Raw genomic sequence first — 19678 nt, 5'->3', positions numbered from 1 at the left:
CGCCGCTCAATGCCGGCTGCTGCCGCGATAGCTTTCCACTTCCGCGTCGTACGCGGCGAGAAACGCCTTGCCGAATACCGACGCGAAATCGTCTTCGATCGCGAACACCGTGTCGCGATGCGTCGCCGCGTAGCGGTCCCACATCCTCGCCTTGTACAGCGCGGGCACGCGCTTCTCGTACCAGCGCATCGCATCGTCGCGCTCACGCAGCCGTTGCGGCGAAAAGCGCGTCAGCAGGTCCATCAGCGCGGCGCGCATGCCGGCGACCATGCCGATCTGGTGCGCGTGCAGATCCTGGAACGCGTCGCTGACCGCGCTCTGCGGCGACATGAAGCCGGGCAGCGGCAGCCCGAACATCTGGCGCAGCACGGCGCCGCCGTCCGGCAGCAGCTTCAGCGGATTGTTCTCGCGATCGAGCAGCATCGTCATGTGCGCCTTCACCTCCCGCTTCAGGATGCTGCGCGACGACAGCAGCTCGACCGTGCCGTTCGCGAACAGCGCCAGCAACTGCCCCGCGATGTACAGCTGTTCGGCCGACCATTGATGCGACTCGGCGGCGGTATCGAGTCCGGCGCCTGCGAAGAACGCGTTCAGCAATTCATCGGGCGTCGGCACGCGGTTCGCCTGCGGTGCAGGCTCATCGATGGGACGTGGCTCGGCATGCGCCGTCGCCGGTTGCACACGCACGTGCTGCGTCCACTCGGGCGCATGATCGGCTTGCGTCGCGGACGACGCGCCGCGATCCGCCTTGCCGCGTTCGGACGGAGACGCCGAACCCGATCCACCGATATCGGGCGACGACTGTACAAACAAGTCGAGCGGGTCGGTCGATAACTGATTCAGATCGCGTTGCGATGGCACCGGCGGCGCGGCGCGGCTCGCGGGCTGCGCCGCCTCCCTGCGCGCCGCCGTGCCGGATCGCGTGCCGGTGTCCGCTGCTTTGCCGCGCGGAGCGAGGCGATCCTGCAGCAGGCCCCTCAACCGGTTGCCGGTCGTCTTCGCGTCGACGTGCGCGTGTGCGGCGGTTCCCCGCGTGCCCCGCAGGTCGGCGCTCGCGCTGGAAGCAGCGGTGGGCATGTCGACGACCGGCGCGTCATGTCCGTCGTCACGCTCGGCACGCAGCACGTAGGGTCCGATGCGGATGATGTCGCCGGTATTGAGCGGGCGCTCCTGTGCATAGCCGACGGGCTCGCGGTTCACCTCGATCGTCGACACGCTGCTCAGGTTCTTCAGCAGGCACGCATCGTCACCGACCTGCAGCAGGGCCTGCAGCCGGGAAATCTGCCGGGTGTCGTCGCGCAGCACGAGATGGTTGTCGGTCGCCCGGCCGATGGTGCCGCCGGGCGGGTGGAACACGACGGCGTCGTAGGAGTCGCTTTCGACCGGCTCGCCGGCATGTTCGATCACGATCAGTTGCATGTCATACGTCGCTCGGTAAGGAAACGCTCGCGGGGATTCCGGTTCGGTCAGGATGACGACGCATGTCTGCGGCGCGCGAACTCGAACGCGGGCCCCCAGATCGGATGTCCCTTCTCGGCGGGGGACAAGTCGAAGCGCGGGTTGAGGTCGAGAATCTTCGAGAACTCGGCGCGGCACTGCGCGATGCGGTTCGTCACGCAATAGCTGAATGCGAGCAGCTTGTGCGCGGCGACCTGCGTGTCGGTATCGGCCCCGTCGACCTCCTTTGCCCGGGTCAGGATCGCGATCGTGCGCCCGTAGTCGCCGGCGCCATACGCCGCGCGCGCGCTGTCGACCGCGGCGCGCGCCGCCGACTGCGTGGGGGACGTGCTGCATCCGCCGATTCCCAGCAGCAAGGCGCCGAGGAAAATCACGATCGATGAACGGCCTTTCATTCTGAAATGAAATATTTGCGTTATTGGAAGGTGGCGTACAAGCGCTGTTGGATTCTAGTGCCAATCAAGGCAGGTGATGTCGCCGTTACGTTTTGTTTCATTTGGGAAATCGCGTTCGAGTTGCCACTCAAATCGATTCCGGGTTTTCGACTTGTTAATCCATAAAATCGATTCTATAGTTCGCTGTGCTTTTTGGGATTCGTCAGTTGTTTGCCCGGCGCCGGTCAATGATCGTAGAGGTCGGCCCTCCGTTCGGGCAACGCAAACAGCGTGACACGACCCGCAGGACGTCGCCACCCACCGCCGACGGCCGTCAGGCTTGGGTTCGGCGTCCATACAGCAAGTGTCCATGCAATAGAGCCGGGCCGCCGTGGCGAACCGGTCGGATTAATATGCCTTTTAAAAATGACCGAAATCAATTCAATTCATTGCCATTTCCCCAATTTCGATTCAGTCCCGTAATTGGCGATTTGACCCGTCTTTTTCAAGAATAACTTGCCGAATGAAATTTGAGCGGAAGGATATGCAAGTCACATAATTACCGGTCAATTAATTGTCCCCTTTTAATTCGAGGTGTCGATTTCGCGTACGGAAATCGACGGGGGGATTATTGCGCTGCGAGGGTGAAATATGCGCTGGCGGTCGAGCGGGTTCATCGTATTGGAATGTGCATTGCTGTTGCCCGGATGCGGCGCCACGGAGCGTGCCGCCGCGGTGCCGTATGCGATCACGGTCGACGTGGCGCCCGACGTCAATCCGGACCTCAACCGCAAGCCTTCGCCGATCGTGCTGAAGGTGTTCCAGCTGCGCGCGGCATCGGCGTTCGACGGCGCCGACTTCTTCTCGCTCCAGGGCAAACCCGAGAATATCCTCGGCGCGGACCTGCTCGGCACCGACCGCGTGATCCTGCGCCCGGGCGAGTCGCGCACGCTGCATTACCGCGGCAACGTCGAGGCCGGCGCCATCGGCGTGATCGCCGAATACCGGATGCTCGACAAGAACCGCTGGCGCCTGACGGTGCCGCTGCCGCGCGCGAAGCAGCTGAACGTATACAAGTTCTGGCAGACGTCGCCCGGCGAGCTGAAGCTGTCGATCGCGGTCAGGAACGGCGGTCTCGCGCTGAACGACACGCGGGGGCGCCCATGACCGAACCGACGATGTCCGCGACGCCGGTCGCCGCACTGCGCCAGCGCGTGGTGTGGACCGAAGGGATGTTCCTTCGGCCGCAGCATTTCCAGCAGCTCGAGCGGCACTGGGAGCGCTACGTAGCGCTGCGCTGCCTGCCGCTGCAGGGGTTCTACTGGGGCTTCGACACACTCGAGATCGACCGGGAGCAGCTCGCGCTCGGCAAGGTCGCGCTACGCGCGGCGGCGGGCGTGATGCGCGACGGCACGCCGTTCGACCTGACGCATCCCGACGATCTGCCCGAGCCGCTCGATGTGCCACCCGATGCGAAGGATCAGCTCGTCGTGCTCGCACTGCCGCTGTGGCGCGGCGGCGGCGAGGAGGTGTCGTTCGGCGTGGACGCAGGCGGTAACGGCGGCGCGGACGTCGCGCGCTACGTCGTGCGCGAATACGAAGTGGCCGATGCGAACGCGGTCGCGCTCGGCCCCGCACTGCTGCAAACGGGGCGCCTGAACGTCCGGCTGATGCTCGACACCGAGCTGACCGGCGACTGGCATGCGCTCGGCGTCGTGCGGATCGTCGAGCGGCGCACCGACGCGCGGCTGCTCGTCGACGACGGCTACATTCCGCCGCGCCTGGTCGCGCAGCGCGATGCGGCGTTGCTGGCATACACGCGCGAGCTGCACGGATTGCTCACGCAGCGCAGCGACGCGCTGGCCGAGCGCCTGTCGGAGCCGGGGCGCGGCGGCGTATCGGAAGTCGCGGATTTCCTGCTGCTGCAGCTAGTGAACCGCTATCTGGCGCTGACCTGGCACGCGCAGCAGGACGTCGCGACGCATCCGGAGGCGCTGTTCCGCGACTGGCTGAAGCTCGCATGCGACCTCAGCACGTTCACGGCGGCCGGCCGGCGCCCGCAATCGCTCGCCGTCTACGTGCACGACGACCTGCGCACGAGCTTCGCCGAATTGATGACGGAGCTGCGCCGGTCGCTGTCGACGGTGCTGGAGCAAAACGCGATCCAGATCGAGCTGCGCGACGCGGGCAACGGTATCCGGGTCGCGACGCTCGCCGATCCCGCGCTGCGCGAGACGGCCGGCTTCGTGCTGGCCGTGCGCGCGGACGTGCCGGCCGACAGCCTGCGCGCGCGGTTTCCCGCGCAGGCGAAGCTCGGCCCGGTCGAGCGGATCCGCGACCTGGTGCAGTTGCAGCTACCGGGCATCACGATGCGCCAGTTGCCGGTCGCGCCGCGGCAGATCCCGTATCACGCGGGTCATACGTACTTCGAGATCGACAAGGGCAGCGACCTGTGGAAGCAGCTGGCGCGCTCCGGCGGTCTCGCCTTTCATTTCGCCGGCGAATTTCCGGGGCTCTCGATGGAGTTCTGGGCGATTCGCGGGTGAGGGCGGGGCAGCGCGATGAATTCTTCCTCCGATTCGATTTCCGCCGGCGCAGGCGGATTCGTGCCGCCGAATCCGGGCGGCATGCATCCGCCGGCCGCGTCCGGTGCGACCGGGCCGACGGCCACGCAGCCGCGCCCGGGACGCTGGGCCGCGAGCGGCACGAACCCGCTCGTCGCGGCCGCGAACCCGCTGCTCAATCTCGTGCCCCAGATCCGCTCGACCGTCCATCATCCGAATCCGGCGTGGCTGCGCGAGCATCTCGTCGTCGAGATCCGTCAGTTCGAGGCGCGCGCGCAGGAAGCCGGCGTGCCGTCGGAGGCGATCATCGGTGCGCGCTACTGCCTGTGCACGGCGCTCGACGAAGCAGCCGCGCTGACGCCGTGGGGCGGCAGCGTGTGGTCGTCGCACAGCCTGCTCGTCTCGTTCCACAACGAAACCTGGGGCGGCGAGAAGTTCTTCCACCTGCTCGAACGCCTGTCCCAGCAGCCGCGCCAGCACCTCGACCTGCTGGAGCTGCAGTATTTCTGTCTCGCGCTCGGCTTCGAGGGCCGCTATCGGGTGCTCGACAACGGTCATGCCGAGCTCGACGCGCTGCGCTGGCAACTGGCTCATACGATCCGCTCGGTGCGCGGCGAATTCGCCCCCGCGCTGTCGCCGCACTGGCGCGACGTCGTCACGCGCGACGTGTCGCGTCGCTTCATCGTGCCGCTATGGGTCTGCTTGGCGCTTGCGCTGCTGATCGGCTTCGGCACGTTGGTCGGGCTGCGCATCGCGCTGGCCGGACATTCGGACCGGCTGTTCGCGTCGATCGACGCGCTGCACGTGCCGAAGCTGCAGCCTGCTCAGGCACCGCCGCGCCCGGCGCCGGCGCCGCGCGTCGCGAAGTTCCTGGCGCCCGAGATCGCGGCTGGCCTCGTGTCGGTGCGCGACGACGCCGATCGCAGCGTGATCGTGCTGCGCGGCGACGGGCTGTTCAAGTCCGGCTCGACGTCGGTGATCGACCGTTACGCGCCGGTGCTCGCACGCGTCGCGGATGCGCTCGACCAGGTGCCCGGCAACGTCCGCGTGACCGGCTATACCGACGACACGCCTGTGCATACGGCACGCTTCGCGTCGAACTGGGACCTGTCGCGCGAGCGCGCGGAGGCCGTGCGCGGCATGATCGCCGCGCGCCTCGACCATCCGGAGCGACTCGCGGGCGAGGGGCGCGGCACGCTCGATCCGGTCGCGCCGAACGATACGCCCGCGAATCGCGCGCTGAACCGGCGCGTCGAGATCACGCTGCTGCCGGCGCCCGGCAGTGCCGCCGTCGGCGCGACGCAGGGAGCGCACTGACATGAACCAGGCCGTCGCGCGTTTCGTCCGGCCGTTGCCGTCGCGGGAGATCTGGACCTTCGCCGGTCTCGTCGTGCTCGCGTGTTTCGTGTGGCTCGCCGGGCCGCTGTTCGCGTTCGCCGAAATCCGGCCGCTCGAGAGCGGCTGGGCGCGCGCGGTGACGATCGCGGTGCTGTTCGCCGCGTGGGGCGCACGCGTGGCGTGGCGAAGCTGGCACGCGAGCCGCCTGAACGCGCAGTTGCTGAACCAGTTGCGCGAGGCCGCGCCCGGGCCGGCCAACGCCGACGATCCGGCCAAGGCCCAGCTCGACGAGCTGCGCAGCCGCTTCGACGAGGCCGCGGCGCTGCTGAAGAAAGTCCGCTTCGGGCGGGCGGACACCGCGCGCAAGGGGCTGGCGCGCTGGTTCGACCGGATGTCGCGCCAGTATCTGTACCAACTCCCGTGGTACGTGTTCATCGGTGCGCCCGGCTCGGGCAAGACGACCGCGCTCGTCAATTCCGGGCTCAGTTTTCCGCTCGCCGAGCAGTTCGGCCGTGCCGCGATTCGCGGCGTGGGCGGCACCCGGCACTGCGACTGGTGGTTCACGAACGACGCGGTGCTGATCGATACGGCCGGCCGCTACACGACCCATGAAGGCAACCGCGCACTTGACGAAGCCGAGTGGAAAGGCTTCGTCGAGCTGCTGAAGAAGTACCGCACGCGCCAGCCGCTGAACGGTGCGATGCTGACGATCAGCGTCGCCGATCTGGTCGGCGCGTCGGAAGCCGAGCGCACGCAGCACGCGATGGTGCTGCGCAAGCGGCTGCTCGAGCTGCGCGCCCAGCTCGGCATCCGGTTTCCCGTCTACCTGCTCGTGACGAAGGCCGACCTGCTGGCCGGCTTCGCCGAGTATTTCGGCGGCTTCGGCCGCGCGGAATGCGCGCAGGTGTGGGGCTTCACGTTCCCGCTCGCGCAGAGCGAGGCGCCGGGCTTCGACCTGCGTGCCGCGTTCGACCGCGAATACCGGCTGCTGCACCAGCGGCTGAACGACGGGCTGCCCGAGCTGCTCGCGACGCAGACCGATGCGCGCCAGCGCGAGATGGCGTACCTGCTGCCGCAGCAGGTCGCGGACTTGCAGGACATGCTCGGCCAGTTCGTCGCCGAAGTGTTTTCCGTGTCGAGCTTCGAGCCGATGCCGATGCTGCGCGGCGTGTACCTGACGAGCGGCACGCAGGAAGGCACTGCGTTCGACCGCGTAATGAGCGGCATCAAGCGCTTCCTGAAGATCGAGGGCGTGCCGCCGGTTGCCCAGGTCGGCTCGACCGGGCGCAGCTTCTTCCTGAAGTCGCTGCTGCAGGAGCACATCTTCCGCGAAGCCGCGCTCGCCGGCAGCGACCTGCGCTGGCATCAGAAGCGGCGCGTGTTGCAGATCGCCGGCTATGCGCTCCTCGCGCTCGTGAGCGTGGTCGTGCTGGCTGCCTGGCTGCGCAGCTATGCGAACAATCGCGCGTATCTCGACCGGATCGCGCAGCAGGTACCCGCCGTCGATGGGCAGATCGCCGGCGCGAAGTTCTCGGATGCGACCGACATCGCGCGGCTGCTGCCGGTGCTCGATGCGCTCGGCGGGCTTGCGAATGCCGGCGGCGTCGACCGCTCGCATCCACCGCTCGCGTACCGCTGGGGGCTGTTTCAGGGCGAGAAGATCGACGAGGCCGTCGACGCCGTGTACCGGCGCGCGCTCGACGACGTGCTGCTGCCGATCGCCGCGCGCCGGATGGAGGCCGCGCTGGGCGATGCACGGCCGGACGAAACCGACTACGCGTACGCGGCGCTGAAGGCCTACCTGATGCTGTATGACAGCGCGCATTACGATCCTGCGTTCGTGCAGGCCGTCGTCGACCTGGAAATGGAGCGCTCGCTGCCGCCCGATTTCTCGCCGGCCGAACGCTCGGCGCTGCGCGCGCATCTCGCCGCGCTGTTCGGCAACCGGGTGGCCGTGTCGCCGTATCCGATGAACGAGCGGCTCGTGGCCGACGTACGCGACCGGCTGCGGCAGGTGCCATTCTCGCAGCGGCTGTATCGCCAGCTCACGCGCACGCTGCGGACGGCGACGTCCGCGTTCGATTTCAGCGTCGCGCGCGCGGTGGGGCCCGACGCGTCGCTCGTGTTCCGCCGCCAGAGCGGCAAGCCGCTGTCGGAAGGCGTGCCGGGTCTGTATACGCGCAACGGCTATCGGAACGTGTTCGCGCCGCGCCTCGCGGGCGAGGTCGACGCATACGGGCGCGAGGAGGTGTGGGTGCTGAATCTCGGGCTGTCCGAGATCCCCGGGCCGAACGACGCCGCCGCATGGGCGCGCGACATCCGCCAGCTGTACCTGAACGACTATCTGAAGATCTGGGACGACTATCTCGCCGACATCAAGCTGCAGCGCACGGCGACGCTCGCGCAGAGCATCCAGGTCGCGCGCGCGCTGTCGTCGGCGGATTCGCCGCTCACCCGGCTGATGATCGCGCTCTCGCGCGACACGGCGCTCGGCGATGCGCCGGGCGGCGCGCGCAATCTCGCGTCGCGCGCGCAGGACAAGGTCGACGAGGCGCGCAGTTCGCTGTCGCAGATCTTCGCGGGGCAGGGCGCGAGCGACGCGAATCCGTCAGCCGCGGCGCCCGCGAGCCCCGAACAGGTGGTCGACAGCCACTTCGCCGGGCTGCGCGCGTTCGCGCCGGGCAGCGGCGATCAGGCGCAGGCATTCGACGCGGTGCTGAAGTCGATCGACGCGCTCTATACGTACCTGACGGCCACCGACGATGCACTGCGCAGCGGCGCCCAGCCGCCGCCGTCCGACGCGCCCGCGCGGCTGCAAGCGCAGGCCGGTCGGCTGCCCACGCCGTTCCGTGAAGTGCTCGACGACCTGTCGAACGTCGCGAACGGCAGCGTCGCGACCGTCGAGCAGCGCAGCGTCGCGCAGCGGGCCGGCGCGAACGTCGGTGATTTCTGCCGGCAGGCGATCGCGGGTCGCTACCCGTTCGCGCGCGGATCGTCGCGCGACGTCGCACCGGCGGATTTCGCGCAGATGTTCGCGCCGGGCGGCCTGATGGACGATTTCTACCAGAAGAACCTGCAGTCGATCGTCGATACGACGTCGCACCCGTGGCGTTTCGCGAACCGCAATGCGGACGCCGATCCGGCGGCCGCCGCGATGCTTTCGTCGTTCGAGAAGGCCGCGGTGATTCGCGACGTGTATTTCGGCGGCGGCGCACGCACCGCGCAATTGAAGGTGCAGATCCAGCCGCTCGAAATGGATCCGTCGCTCACGGAGATGGTGCTCGATGTCGACGGCCAGATCGTCCGTTATGCGCACGGCCCGCTCGTGCAGAGCGCGGTGGACTGGCCGGGCACGCGCGGCAGCAACCAGGTGCGCCTGCAGGTGTCGGGGCAGGCCGGCGCGACCGACGGCTTCACGACCGACGGGCCGTGGGCGCTGCACCGGCTGTTCGACCGCGCGGCCGTGTCGGCCGGGCGCGGGTCGGACCAGATGGTCGCGCGCTTCACCGTCGACGGCAAACCGCTCGTGCTGCAGGTGAATGCGGGCAGTGTCCGCAATCCGTTCAGGCTGCCCCAGATGGAGTCCTTTACATGCCCTCCGAAGCAATGAGCCGCCTCCCGCCGCTCGCGCGCGCCGATGGCGACGCCCCGGCCTGGTACGGAAAGATTCCCGGCGCCGGCGACTTCGTGAACAGCCGGCTGCCGCATGCGCTCGCGCAGTGGTGGGAACGCTGGCTTCAGCAGGGGATGGCCGCGATGCGCCAGCGCGGCCCGGACGAGATCGCGCGCCACTACACGGTCGCGCCGGTCTGGAATTTCCTGGTGCCGGCGGGCGCCGGCGCGTCGTGCGTGCAGGCAGGTTGTCTCGCGCCGAGCTGCGACCGCGTCGGGCGTTACTACCCGGTGATCGTCACGCTGGCGATGCCGGCGGCTGATTACTGGAACGGGCTGCCGGACGCCGCCGACGCGTTCTACTGGCAGATCGGCCATGCACTGCTCGACGCGATCCGGCATGCGCGCGCGCCGGTCGACCTCGAGGAGACGCTCGACCGCGTGCGGCTCGCACCGGGCGACGGGCCGACGGCGGACGTGGTCGACGGGATCACGGCGACGCTGCCGGAGCGGCCGGCGCTCGCCGCATGGCCCGGGCTGTCCGGCTATTTCGATCCGCACGGCGGGACGAGCTTCTGGTGGACCAATCGCGCCGACGGCTCGCCGCTGCGCACGCATGCGCATACGGGCGCGCCCGACAACGCGCTGTTCCTGACGCTGTTCGGCGGTCGCTGACGGTGCCGGTCGGCGGTCGGAGGCAGGCAACGCAGGCAATACGGATGCGGTATCGCGAGGTAGACATGAAGGACCCTTCATCGAGAGACAACGAGCACGACACGGCGACCCGCGGCGACGCGCCCGAATTCACGGTGCGGCCGCTGCCGCTCGGTCATCGCCTGGGCGAGCTGCAGCTCGACGAGGTGCTGGGCATCGGCGGTTTCGGCATCGTCTATCGCGCGTTCGACCGCACGTTGCGGCGCGCGGTCGCGATCAAGGAATACATGCCGTCGATGCTCGCGACGCGCGGCGGCGACTACACGGTGTCGCTGCGCTCCGAGCGGTTCGCCCAGGCGTTCGACGCGGGACGCGGCGCGTTCCTCAACGAGGCGCGCCTGCTCGCGCAATTCGACCATCCGGGGCTCGTGAAGGTGCTGCATTTCTGGGAGAGCCATGGCACTGCATACATGGTGATGCCGTTCTACGAGGGGCGCACGCTCAAGCAGCTGCTCGACGGCGGTGTGCGGATGAGCGAGACGCAATTGCGCAACATCGTCGGCGCGCTGCTCGGCGCGCTCGACACGCTGCATCGCGCGCAGTGCTTCCATCGCGACGTTGCGCTCGACAACGTGCTGATCCGCCCGAACGGCAGCGCGATCCTGCTCGACTTCGGCGCGGCGCGCAAGCGGATCGGCGATCTCGTCGACGACGGCGCGATGATGATCAAGCCCGGCTACGCGCCGATCGAGCAATACACCGACGACCCCGCGTTCAGCCAGGGGCCATGGACCGATCTCTACGCGCTCGGCGCGGTGATGCACGCGTTGATCACCGGTGAACTGCCGCCCGCGGCCGTCGTGCGCAGCATCAAGGACACGTACCGGCCGCTCGCGTCGCGCGAGTTGCCGGCCGGCGAGGTGTACAGCCCGGCGTTCCTCGCGGCGATCGATCACGCGTTGCAGTTGCGGATCCCGGATCGGCCGGAGTCGGTCGCGGCGTTCGCGACGGAACTCGGGTTGCGCGATCTCGACCGGACGGGCGGCGGGTATGGTGCGGCCGTTGTGTCGCCGGCGGCCGATGCCGGGGGCGGCGGAGCAGGGAAGGTTGGTTCCGGCGTTTCGGGTGCGGCTGCGGGAGCGCCGGCTTCACAGGCGTCGTCCGCTTCTTCAACTGCTTCGTCATCCGTATCGCAGGCGTTGTCGCCCTCCGCGAAAACGGGGCTATCCGATGGACGTGAAGATGATGAGGAGCATGCAAAGGAAGCGTCGCACAACGACCGGTCGGCTTCGAAGACCGAAATGCATGGCGATGCCGGCATGCGATCGGCAAGCGCCGGGGCGGACAGTGAGCAAGGCCGTGCAACGGATACAGGGAACCTGAACGGAACGGCACTGCCGATTGCTGGCGCTGCTGGCGCTGCTGGCGCTGCTGGCGCTGCTGGCGCTGCTGGCGCTGCTGGCGCCTCCACATCCACGCCCTCGCCGGGTGCATTGCCTCCGATCCACCCGCCGCGCCGCCCATCGTTCATCGCGGCGGGCAACCGGCGCACGAAGACCTACGTGGGTGGCGCGCTGGCAGCACTGATCGTCGTTGGCATCGCCGCGACCTATCTGTCGCATCCCGCGAAAGTCGCGGGCGAACCGGAAGCGGGCGCAAGCCAGCCGCCGGCCGGCGTCGCGTCCTCGGCCGGTGCGTCGGATGCGATGCTCGCGCAGCACGGCCCGACGCCGATCGTCGTGCCGCCGTCGAGCATGCCGGGCGGATCGTCCGCGCAGGTGCCGCCGCCATCGCTGGCCGCCGCGCCGGCCAGCAAGCCCGCCGCGGTGGCTGCCGTTTCCGCGCCGCAGGTCGCGACGACCGCCACGGACATCGCGGGCGTCACGCCGTCGCAAGCGGGTTCGAGCGCGACCATCGCGCCGGCCGGCAGCCTCGACGCATCGGAGCGCGTCGTCAACGTGTCGCCGTCGGAGGCTGCTGCGTCGCCGTCGGCCGCACCGGTGCCAGCACCGGTGCCCGCGCCGGCGTCGCCATCGGAAGCGGCGACAGCCGTCGCGGCGATCAACGCGCCGGCCGTCGAGCAGCGCCCGCCGAAACAGGAGACCGTCCAGGTCCGTTTCAACGTGCGCCCGTGGGGCGACGTGTACGTGAACGGCGCACGGCGCGGCGCGAGCCCGCCGCTGCGCTCGGTGTCGCTGACACCGGGCGTCTATCAGATCGAGATCCGCAACGGCTCGCTGCCGCCGTTGCACCGCACCGTGGCGATCGACTTCGGCAGCAAACCGGTCAACATCGACTATGCATTCGAATGACGTCAGCCAGGCGGCGCTGGCCGCCGCCGCATTGTCCTCGCCGTCGCCCGGTTTGCCAGCCGCGACGCCGCGCGCCGGGTTGGTCGACCGGCTGCTGGCGGCGGTCTCGCCCGAAGCCCCGTGCGGTCCGAACCTCGAATACGACGCCGACTTCCTGCAGCTTCAGGAGCGGGCGACACCGCGCGCCGAGCAGCAATACGGCGACACCGTGATTCCGGCCGAGACGCCCGACTGGCGCGCGGTCGAGCGCCTCGCACTCGCGCTGGGCGAGCGGACGAAGGACTTGCGTGTCGCCGCGTATCTCGCGCGCAGCTGGACCGAACAGCACGGCATTCCCGGCTACGCGGACGGGCTCGCGGTCGTCGCCGGCCTGATCGCGCGCTGGTGGGACGACCTCCATCCGCGTCTCGACGCCGATGGCGAACCGGATCCGACATTGCGAATGAACGCGCTCGCCGATGTCGCCGGCGCGCACGAATGCGCGCGCGCGGCGCGGCGCCAGCCGCTGTTCGACGGCGGCCCGAGCGTGCGCGACGCCGAACGCGCGCTCGACGGCCGCGACGAAACGGGCGACCCGGCGGCAGGCAGCCGCGACGGCCTGGTCGCCGCGCTGTCGACCGCACGCGACGACGGCCGCGCGCCGATCGACGCGGTGCGCGCGGTGCTGGGTGCGCTGGATGCGATCCGCACGCACGTCACGGACCGGCTCGGCAGCGAATGGTCGCCCGATGCGAGCGACACGGAAAAGGCGTTGCAACGCATCGTGCGCGAAATGCCGGAGCCGGCACCGGTGCAAGCGGCACGGCCGGCGGACGGTTCGATTCCGGCAACGCCGGCCGCATCCGGCGCCGCGCACGCCGCGTCCGCGCCGGCCGCGTTGCCGAACGGACAGGCCTGGCGCGATGCCGAGGTCGCGAGCCGCGACGACGTGCGGCTCGGCCTCGACAAGATGTGCCGCTATTTCGAACTGCACGAGCCGAGCCACCCGGCGCCGCTGCTGCTGCGGCGCGCGCAGCGGCTGCTCGCGCTCGACTTCTACGAAATCATCCGGGACCTCGCTCCGGAGAGCCTGCCGAAGCTGGACCTGCTGAGCGGCGAGCGGAGCGAATGAGGCAAGCCGCCCGGCGGCGGCGACGTACATGCACAATCTGATCGATGTGAAGGAGCGGACGATGACGGACAGAACCAAGGCGGCAGGCAGCGGACAGAAGTTCATCGCGCGCAATCGGGCGCCGCGCGTGCAGATCGAGTACGACGTCGAGACCTACGGCGCCGAGCGCAAGGTGCAGCTGCCGTTCGTAATGGGCGTCATCGCGGACCTGGCGGGCAAGCGCGCCGAGCCGCTGCCGGATTTACCGGAGCGCAAGTTCCTGGAGATCGACGTCGACAACTTCGACGAGCGGATGAAGTCGGTCGCGCCGCGCGTCGCGTTCCACGTGCCCAACACGCTGACGGGCGAAGGGATGCTCAACGTCGACATGACGTTCGAGCAGATCGACGATTTCTCGCCGGCGGCGATCGCGCGCAACGTCGACGCGCTGCGTCGGCTGCTGGATGCGCGCACCGAGCTGTCGAACCTGCTGTCGTACATGGACGGCAAGCACGGCGCCGAGCAGCTGATCGAGCGCGCGATCAACGATCCCGACCTGCTGAAGACGCTCGTGCGCGAACCGCGCGCCGACGCGCAGGCCGGCGACGCGACCCAACCGGAGGCCCGCGATGAATGACCCCGTCCAGTCCCGCGCAGAAACTCGCAACACCCGCGACGCCGCGCAGCCGGCCGTCGCGCACGGCGAGTTCGCCGCGCTGCTGCAGAAGGAGTTCAAGCCGAAGACCGCCGAGGCGCGCGAGTCGGTCGAGCGCGCAGTGCGCACGCTCGCGCAGCAGGCGCTCGAACATACGGTCGGCATGACGACCGACGCATACGGCAGCGTGAAGCAGATCATTGCGGAGATCGACCGGAAGCTATCCGAACAGATCAACCAGATCCTGCATCACGACGAATTCCAGACGCTCGAAGGCGCATGGCGCGGCCTGCATTACCTCGTCACGCACACCGAGACCGACGAGCTGCTGAAGATCAAGGCCTTGCCGGCGTCGCGCAACGAGGTCGCGCGGATGCTCAAGCGCTACAAGGGCGTCGCGTGGGACCAGAGCCCGCTGTTCCGCAAGATCTACGAGGAGGAATACGGGCAGTTCGGCGGCGAGCCGTTCGGCTGCCTCGTCGGCGACTTCTACTTCAATCACAGCCCGCCGGACGTCGAGATGCTCGGCGAGCTGTCGAAGATCGCGGCGGCCGCGCACGCGCCGTTCATCGCGGGCGCGTCGCCGGAACTGATGCAGATGGATTCGTGGCAGGAGCTGTCGAATCCGCGCGACCTCACCAAGATCTTCCAGAACACCGAATACGCGGGCTGGCGCAGCCTGCGACAGTCGGAGGATTCGCGCTACGTCGGCCTCGCGATGCCGCGTTTTCTCGCGCGGCTGCCGTATGGCGCGCGCACCAATCCGGTCGACGAATTCGACTTCGAGGAAGACACCGACGCCGCGAATCACGACCACTACACGTGGGCGAACTCGGCTTACGCGATGGCCGCGAACATCAACCGCTCGTTCAAGCTGTACGGCTGGTGCTCGTCGATCCGCGGCGTCGAGTCGGGCGGGGCGGTCGAAGGGCTGCCGAGCCACACGTTCCCGACCGACGACGGCGGCGTCGACCAGAAATGCCCGACCGAGATCGCGATCAGCGACCGCCGCGAGGCCGAGCTCGCGAAAAACGGCTTCATGCCGTTCGTGCACCGGAAGAACTCGGATTTCGCGGCGTTCATCGGTGCGCAGTCGCTGTACCAGCCGGCCGAGTATCACGACCCCGACGCGACCGCGAACGCGCGGCTGTCCGGCCGCCTGCCTTACCTGTTCGCGTGCTGCCGCTTCGCGCACTACCTGAAATGCATCGTGCGCGACAAGATCGGCTCGTTCCGCGAGCGCGACGACATGGAGCGCTGGCTCAACGACTGGATCATGAACTACGTCGACGGCGACCCCGTGAATTCGTCGCAGGAAACCAAGTCGCGCAAGCCGCTGGCGGCCGCGCAGGTGGTCGTCGACGAGGTCGAGGACAACCCCGGCTACTACACGTCGAAATTCTTCCTGAGACCGCACTACCAGCTCGAAGGGCTCACCGTGTCGCTGCGGCTCATCTCGCGGCTGCCGTCCGCGAAGGCGGTGAACGAGTGAGCGGCAACGGGGATTCGATACGGCATTCGACCCGGCATTCAACCTGATTTCGCACCGAAACGGAGACGGCAATGGGCGTGGCAATGTTTATGAAGGTGGACGGCGTGACCGGCGAATCGGCGGACGCGCAGCACAAGGGATGGACCGACATCGAATCGTTCACGTGGGGCGCGAGCCAGCCGGGCGCGATGGCGAGTGGCAGCGGCGGCAACGCGGGCAAGGCGAGCTTCAACGATCTCGTCGTGGCCGCATACATGGACAAGGGTGCGCCCGCGATCGTCAAGAACTGCGCGAGCGGCAAGCACCTGCCGAAGGTCGAGATTTCCGCGTGCAAGACCGGCGGCACGCAGGTCGAGTTCATGCGCGTGACGCTGCAGGAAGTGCTCGTCACGTCCGCGCAGGTCGCGGGCATCGATCCCGGCGACGCGGCCGACCGGCTGATGATGCACTACGGCTTCCAGGCCGCGAAGGTGAAGAAGCAGTACTGGCAGCAGAACGACAACGGCGGCAAGGGTGCCGAGGTGTCGGTCGGCTGGAACATCAAGGAAAACACCGAGATGTGACGGCGGAGCGACGACGATGGACGATCCGAACGCCCGCGCCGGCCGGCACGGCGGCATGCGCGACCGGCTGCAGCCCGCGCTGCTCGACCGGCTGACCGACGACGCGCCGCAGCGCACGGCCGATCTGCCCGGCACGCAAGGGATCGGCGCCGAGCGCCTGCGCGCGGCCGTGCTGCGCGATCTTGCGTGGCTGCTCAATACGCGCAACGCCGAGGACGGCTTCGTCGACTGGACGGCGTTCGCGCACGCGCAGGCCTCGGTGCTCAACTACGGGATGCGGCCGCTCGTCGGCAAGCCGATGTCGGGTGTCGAGCGCATGTCGGTCGAGGCGTCGATCCGCGACGCGATCGTGCGCTTCGAGCCGCGCATCGCGCCCGACAGCGTCGAGGTCCGCAGCATCGCCGATGCATCGGACGGGCGCGCCGGCGAACGGCGTCACAACGTGCTGCTGTTCGAGATCCGCGGCACGCTGTGGTCGATTCCGCATCCGGTCGAATTCGTGCTGCGCTCCGACCTCGATCTCGAGACGGGCGCGATGTCGCTGCGGCCGGCGGCAGGAAACTAACACGATGGATACGCGCCTGCTCGACTACTACAACCGCGAACTCGCGTACCTGCGCGAGCTCGGCGACGAATTCGCGCAGCAGTTCCCGAAGGTCGCCGCGCGGCTGCGGTTCACCGAATCGGGGCCGCCCGATCCGTACGTCGAACGGCTGCTCGAAGGCTTCAGCTTCCTCACCGCGCGGGTGCAGCTGAAGATGGATGCCGAGTTTCCGCGCTTCACGCAGGCGCTGCTCGATGCCGTGTATCCGGGTTACCTCGCGCCGTTGCCGTCGATGGCGATCGTGCGGTTTGCGCCGATGCTGAACGAAGGCAGTCTCGCGCAGGGCTGGCGGCTGCCGGCCGGCACCGCGTTGCGCGCGCGCCCGGCCGCGTCCGAACAGACTGCGTGCGAATTCCGTACCGCGCACGACCTGACGCTGTGGCCGCTCGAGCTGACCGATGCGGCCGTCACCGGCGCGCCGTCATGGCTGCCGCGCGGCGCCGTGCCGGCACGCCAGGACGTGCGCGGCGCGCTGCGCATCCGGCTCAAGGCGCGCGGCGGCGCCAGGCTGGCGCAACTGCCACTCGAGCGGCTGGCCTTTCATCTCGCGGGCCCCGAACGCGACGCGCTGCACCTGCTCGAACTGATCGCCTCGCATGCGCTCGGCGTCGTCTGCCATGACCCGGGGCAGCCGCCGCGCTGGCTGCACACGCTCGACGCCGACGCGATCGTCCACGAGGGATTCGATCCGGCGCAGGCGATCCTGCCCGACGACGGGCGCAGCTTCCACGGCTACCGGCTGTTGCGCGAGTATTTCGCGTTTCCGGCGCGCTTTCTGTTCTTCAGCATCGGCGGGCTGTGCGCCGCGCTCGCGCGCGCCACCGGCGACGAATGCGAGCTGACCGTGCTGTTCGATCGCCACGACGCCGCGCTCGAGGCGGCCGTCGATGCGCGGCATCTGGCGCTGAACTGCACACCGGCCATGAACCTGTTCGCACGTCGCGGCGACCGCATCCTGTTGCAGCCGGGCGCGCGCGAGCATCATGTCGTCGTCGACCGCAGCCGGCCGCTCGATCACGAAGTCTATGCCGTGCAGCGGCTTGCGAGCGAGCAGCGCGACGATGGCCAGTCGCGCGAATTCCGGCCGTTTCATGCGTCGTTCGCGCGCGACGACGGCAACTACGGCGCGTACTACACGGTGCGGCGCGAGCCTCGGCTGGTGTCCGCGCAGGCACGCGCGAACGGCACGCGCACCGGCTACGTGGGCAGCGAAACCTACGTGTCGCTCGTCGACAGCCAGTGCGCGCCGTACGACGAGACGATGCGCTACCTGTCCGTCGACACGCTGTGCACGAACCGCGATCTCGCGCTGCTGCTGCCGCCGGGCGATGCGAACGCATTCACGCTGCGCATCTCGGCGCCCGTCGAGCGCATCGTCGCGATTCGCGGCCCGTCGCGGCCGCGCCCGCCGATCGCCGACGCACAGACGGCCTGGCGGCTCGTTCGCCATCTCGGGCTCGCCCGCCAGACGCTGACCGATCTCGACGACGACGAGGGCGCGCATGCGCTGCGCGAGCTGCTCGGCCTGCACGCCGACCCGGCCGATGCCGCGATGCGCCGGCAGATCGACGGCGTGCGGCGCGTCGCGTTCTCGCCGGTGTTCCGGCGGCTGCCGGCGCTCGGCCCGCTGATGTTCGGACGCGGCGTGCAGGTCGACGTGACCGTCGACGATCATGCGTTCTCCGGCGACAGCCCGTTCCTGCTCGGCGCGGTGCTCGAACAGTTCTTCGCGCGGCATGTTTCGATCAATGCGTTCGCCGAATGCGTGCTGACCAGCGTGCAGCGCGGCACGCTCGCGCACTGGCCTGCGCGCATCGGCAGACGGCCAGCGATATGAAACACGGCACGCCACCCGGCGCTCGATCGGCCGTCGAATCCGCCCGCCGCGATGCGTGGTGGGCGCAACTACGCGCCGCGCCGCATGGTTACGACCTGTTCCAGGCGTTGCGCTGGCTCGACGCGCTGTCGTCCGGCCGCGCACCGCTCGGCCATGCCGCGCGGCCGCGCGACGAACCGGTGCGGCTCGGGCAACAGCCGTCGCTCGCATTCGCGGCGTCGATGGTGGCCGGCGCATACGATGGGGACGGCGGCGCCACGCGGCCGCGCATCGCGATCCACGGTTTCGGATTGTTCGGACCGAACGGTCCGCTGCCGACCCACCTGACCGAATACGCGCACGAGCGCGCGGCCCAGCATGACGACCCGACCTTCGCCGCGTTCGCGGACCTGTTTCATCACCGGCTGATCCTGCTGTTCTACCGCGCATGGGCCGACGCGCAACCGACGGTGAGCCTCGATCGTCCCGGGCGCGCACGGTTCGACGCGTATGTCGCGAGCCTCATCGGGCGCACCGCGCATGACGACAGGCCGGCCGCGCAGGCCGATGCGGAACGCACGGCCGCCGACACGCTCGCGCCGCATGCGCTTTATTTCCACGCGGGTCATCTCGTGCGACACACGCGCAACCCGGAAGGGCTCGTGCAGATCCTGCGACGCCATTTCGGCGTCAACGCGCGCATCGTCGAGCACGTGCCGCGCTGGGTCGCGATCGAGCGCTCGCAGCGCTGCGTGATCCGTGCGACGCGGCCGACCCTGCGCGTCGGCGGCGTCGCGCTCGGCATCGCGGTGCGCGACGCGCAGTCCCATTTCCGGATCGTGCTCGGGCCACTGTCGCTCGACGCGTACCGGCGCTTCCTGCCGGGCGGCCCGCACGCGCGGCAGCTCGCGCACTGGGTGCGCGAATACGTCGGCATCGAGTTCGACTGGGACGTTCAGCTCGAACTGGCGGCCGACGCGGTGCCCGCGATCGCGCTCGGCGTGCCGCAGGGCCTCGGCCGTACCGCGTGGCTCGGGCAACGACTCGACGCGGGGCCCGCGCGCGATCTCGTCGTCCGTTACGACGCGCGCCGTGGCGGCCCACCGCGCACCGGCGCCGTCCCTCATCGCGAAATCGCCTAAACGG

The 19678-nt window shown here is 69.0% G+C and carries 15 protein-coding genes; 13 read left to right on the top strand and 2 right to left on the bottom strand.

Going from position 1 to position 19678, the window contains the following annotated elements:
• Nucleotides 1-6: 6 nt before the first annotated feature.
• Nucleotides 7-1419, bottom strand: coding sequence for a type VI secretion system-associated FHA domain protein TagH (tagH, locus tag U4Y91_RS32515; RefSeq protein WP_321808503.1), 1413 nt, complete (start codon nucleotides 1417-1419; stop codon nucleotides 7-9).
• Nucleotides 1420-1466: 47 nt separating this feature from the next.
• Nucleotides 1467-1853, bottom strand: a complete 387-nt coding sequence (locus tag U4Y91_RS32510; protein WP_321808502.1) for a TssQ family T6SS-associated lipoprotein — start codon at nucleotides 1851-1853, stop codon at nucleotides 1467-1469.
• Between the two features lie 630 nt (nucleotides 1854-2483).
• Between U4Y91_RS32510 and tssJ the strand changes: the two genes are divergently transcribed.
• The 13 genes from tssJ (at nucleotide 2484) to tssG (ending at nucleotide 19674) form a co-directional block, all read left to right on the top strand.
• A complete protein-coding gene (tssJ, locus tag U4Y91_RS32505) occupies nucleotides 2484-2999 on the top strand; it encodes a type VI secretion system lipoprotein TssJ (protein ID WP_321808501.1) in 516 nt (171 codons plus the stop codon).
• A complete protein-coding gene (gene tssK, locus U4Y91_RS32500; RefSeq protein WP_321808500.1) occupies nucleotides 2996-4378 on the top strand; it encodes a type VI secretion system baseplate subunit TssK in 1383 nt (460 codons plus the stop codon). The genes tssJ and tssK overlap by 4 nt, the downstream gene beginning before the upstream one ends.
• A gap of 15 nt (nucleotides 4379-4393) precedes the next feature.
• On the top strand, nucleotides 4394-5713 hold the full coding sequence (locus U4Y91_RS32495) for a DotU family type VI secretion system protein (protein ID WP_321808499.1): 1320 nt from the start codon (nucleotides 4394-4396) through the stop codon (nucleotides 5711-5713).
• A gap of 1 nt (nucleotide 5714) precedes the next feature.
• On the top strand, nucleotides 5715-9344 hold the full coding sequence (gene tssM, locus U4Y91_RS32490; RefSeq protein ID WP_321808498.1) for a type VI secretion system membrane subunit TssM: 3630 nt from the start codon (nucleotides 5715-5717) through the stop codon (nucleotides 9342-9344).
• Nucleotides 9326-10021, top strand: a complete 696-nt coding sequence (tagF, locus tag U4Y91_RS32485; RefSeq protein ID WP_321808497.1) for a type VI secretion system-associated protein TagF — start codon at nucleotides 9326-9328, stop codon at nucleotides 10019-10021. The genes tssM and tagF overlap by 19 nt, the downstream gene beginning before the upstream one ends.
• A 65-nt stretch (nucleotides 10022-10086) precedes the next feature.
• Nucleotides 10087-12312 carry a serine/threonine-protein kinase gene (locus U4Y91_RS32480; protein WP_321808496.1) on the top strand — a complete coding sequence of 742 codons (2226 nt, stop codon included), beginning with the start codon at nucleotides 10087-10089 and terminating at the stop codon, nucleotides 12310-12312.
• Nucleotides 12299-13423, top strand: coding sequence for a type VI secretion system protein TssA (gene tssA, locus U4Y91_RS32475; protein ID WP_321808495.1), 1125 nt, complete (start codon nucleotides 12299-12301; stop codon nucleotides 13421-13423). The genes U4Y91_RS32480 and tssA overlap by 14 nt, the downstream gene beginning before the upstream one ends.
• Before the next feature lie 61 nt (nucleotides 13424-13484).
• Complete coding sequence (tssB, locus tag U4Y91_RS32470; RefSeq protein WP_321808494.1) at nucleotides 13485-14039, top strand: type VI secretion system contractile sheath small subunit; 555 nt, start codon at nucleotides 13485-13487, stop codon at nucleotides 14037-14039.
• Nucleotides 14032-15549 (top strand): type VI secretion system contractile sheath large subunit, encoded by a 1518-nt coding sequence (gene tssC / locus U4Y91_RS32465; protein ID WP_321808493.1) that lies wholly within the window; start codon nucleotides 14032-14034, stop codon nucleotides 15547-15549. The genes tssB and tssC overlap by 8 nt, the downstream gene beginning before the upstream one ends.
• 71 nt (nucleotides 15550-15620) lie before the next feature.
• Nucleotides 15621-16112 (top strand): Hcp family type VI secretion system effector, encoded by a 492-nt coding sequence (locus tag U4Y91_RS32460; RefSeq protein WP_059525502.1) that lies wholly within the window; start codon nucleotides 15621-15623, stop codon nucleotides 16110-16112.
• Between the two features lie 16 nt (nucleotides 16113-16128).
• On the top strand, nucleotides 16129-16677 hold the full coding sequence (tssE, locus tag U4Y91_RS32455; RefSeq protein ID WP_321808492.1) for a type VI secretion system baseplate subunit TssE: 549 nt from the start codon (nucleotides 16129-16131) through the stop codon (nucleotides 16675-16677).
• Between the two features lie 4 nt (nucleotides 16678-16681).
• A complete protein-coding gene (tssF, locus tag U4Y91_RS32450; RefSeq protein ID WP_321808491.1) occupies nucleotides 16682-18553 on the top strand; it encodes a type VI secretion system baseplate subunit TssF in 1872 nt (623 codons plus the stop codon).
• On the top strand, nucleotides 18550-19674 hold the full coding sequence (gene tssG / locus U4Y91_RS32445; RefSeq protein ID WP_321808490.1) for a type VI secretion system baseplate subunit TssG: 1125 nt from the start codon (nucleotides 18550-18552) through the stop codon (nucleotides 19672-19674). The genes tssF and tssG overlap by 4 nt, the downstream gene beginning before the upstream one ends.
• The last annotated feature ends 4 nt before the right edge of the window (nucleotides 19675-19678 follow it).

Source organism: Burkholderia sp. BCC1993, from assembly GCF_905339865.1.
In the GTDB taxonomy this organism is placed as follows: Bacteria; Pseudomonadota; Gammaproteobacteria; order Burkholderiales; family Burkholderiaceae; genus Burkholderia.
Note: the sequence above shows the minus strand (reverse complement) of the source record. Positions and strands in the feature narration are given on the sequence as shown.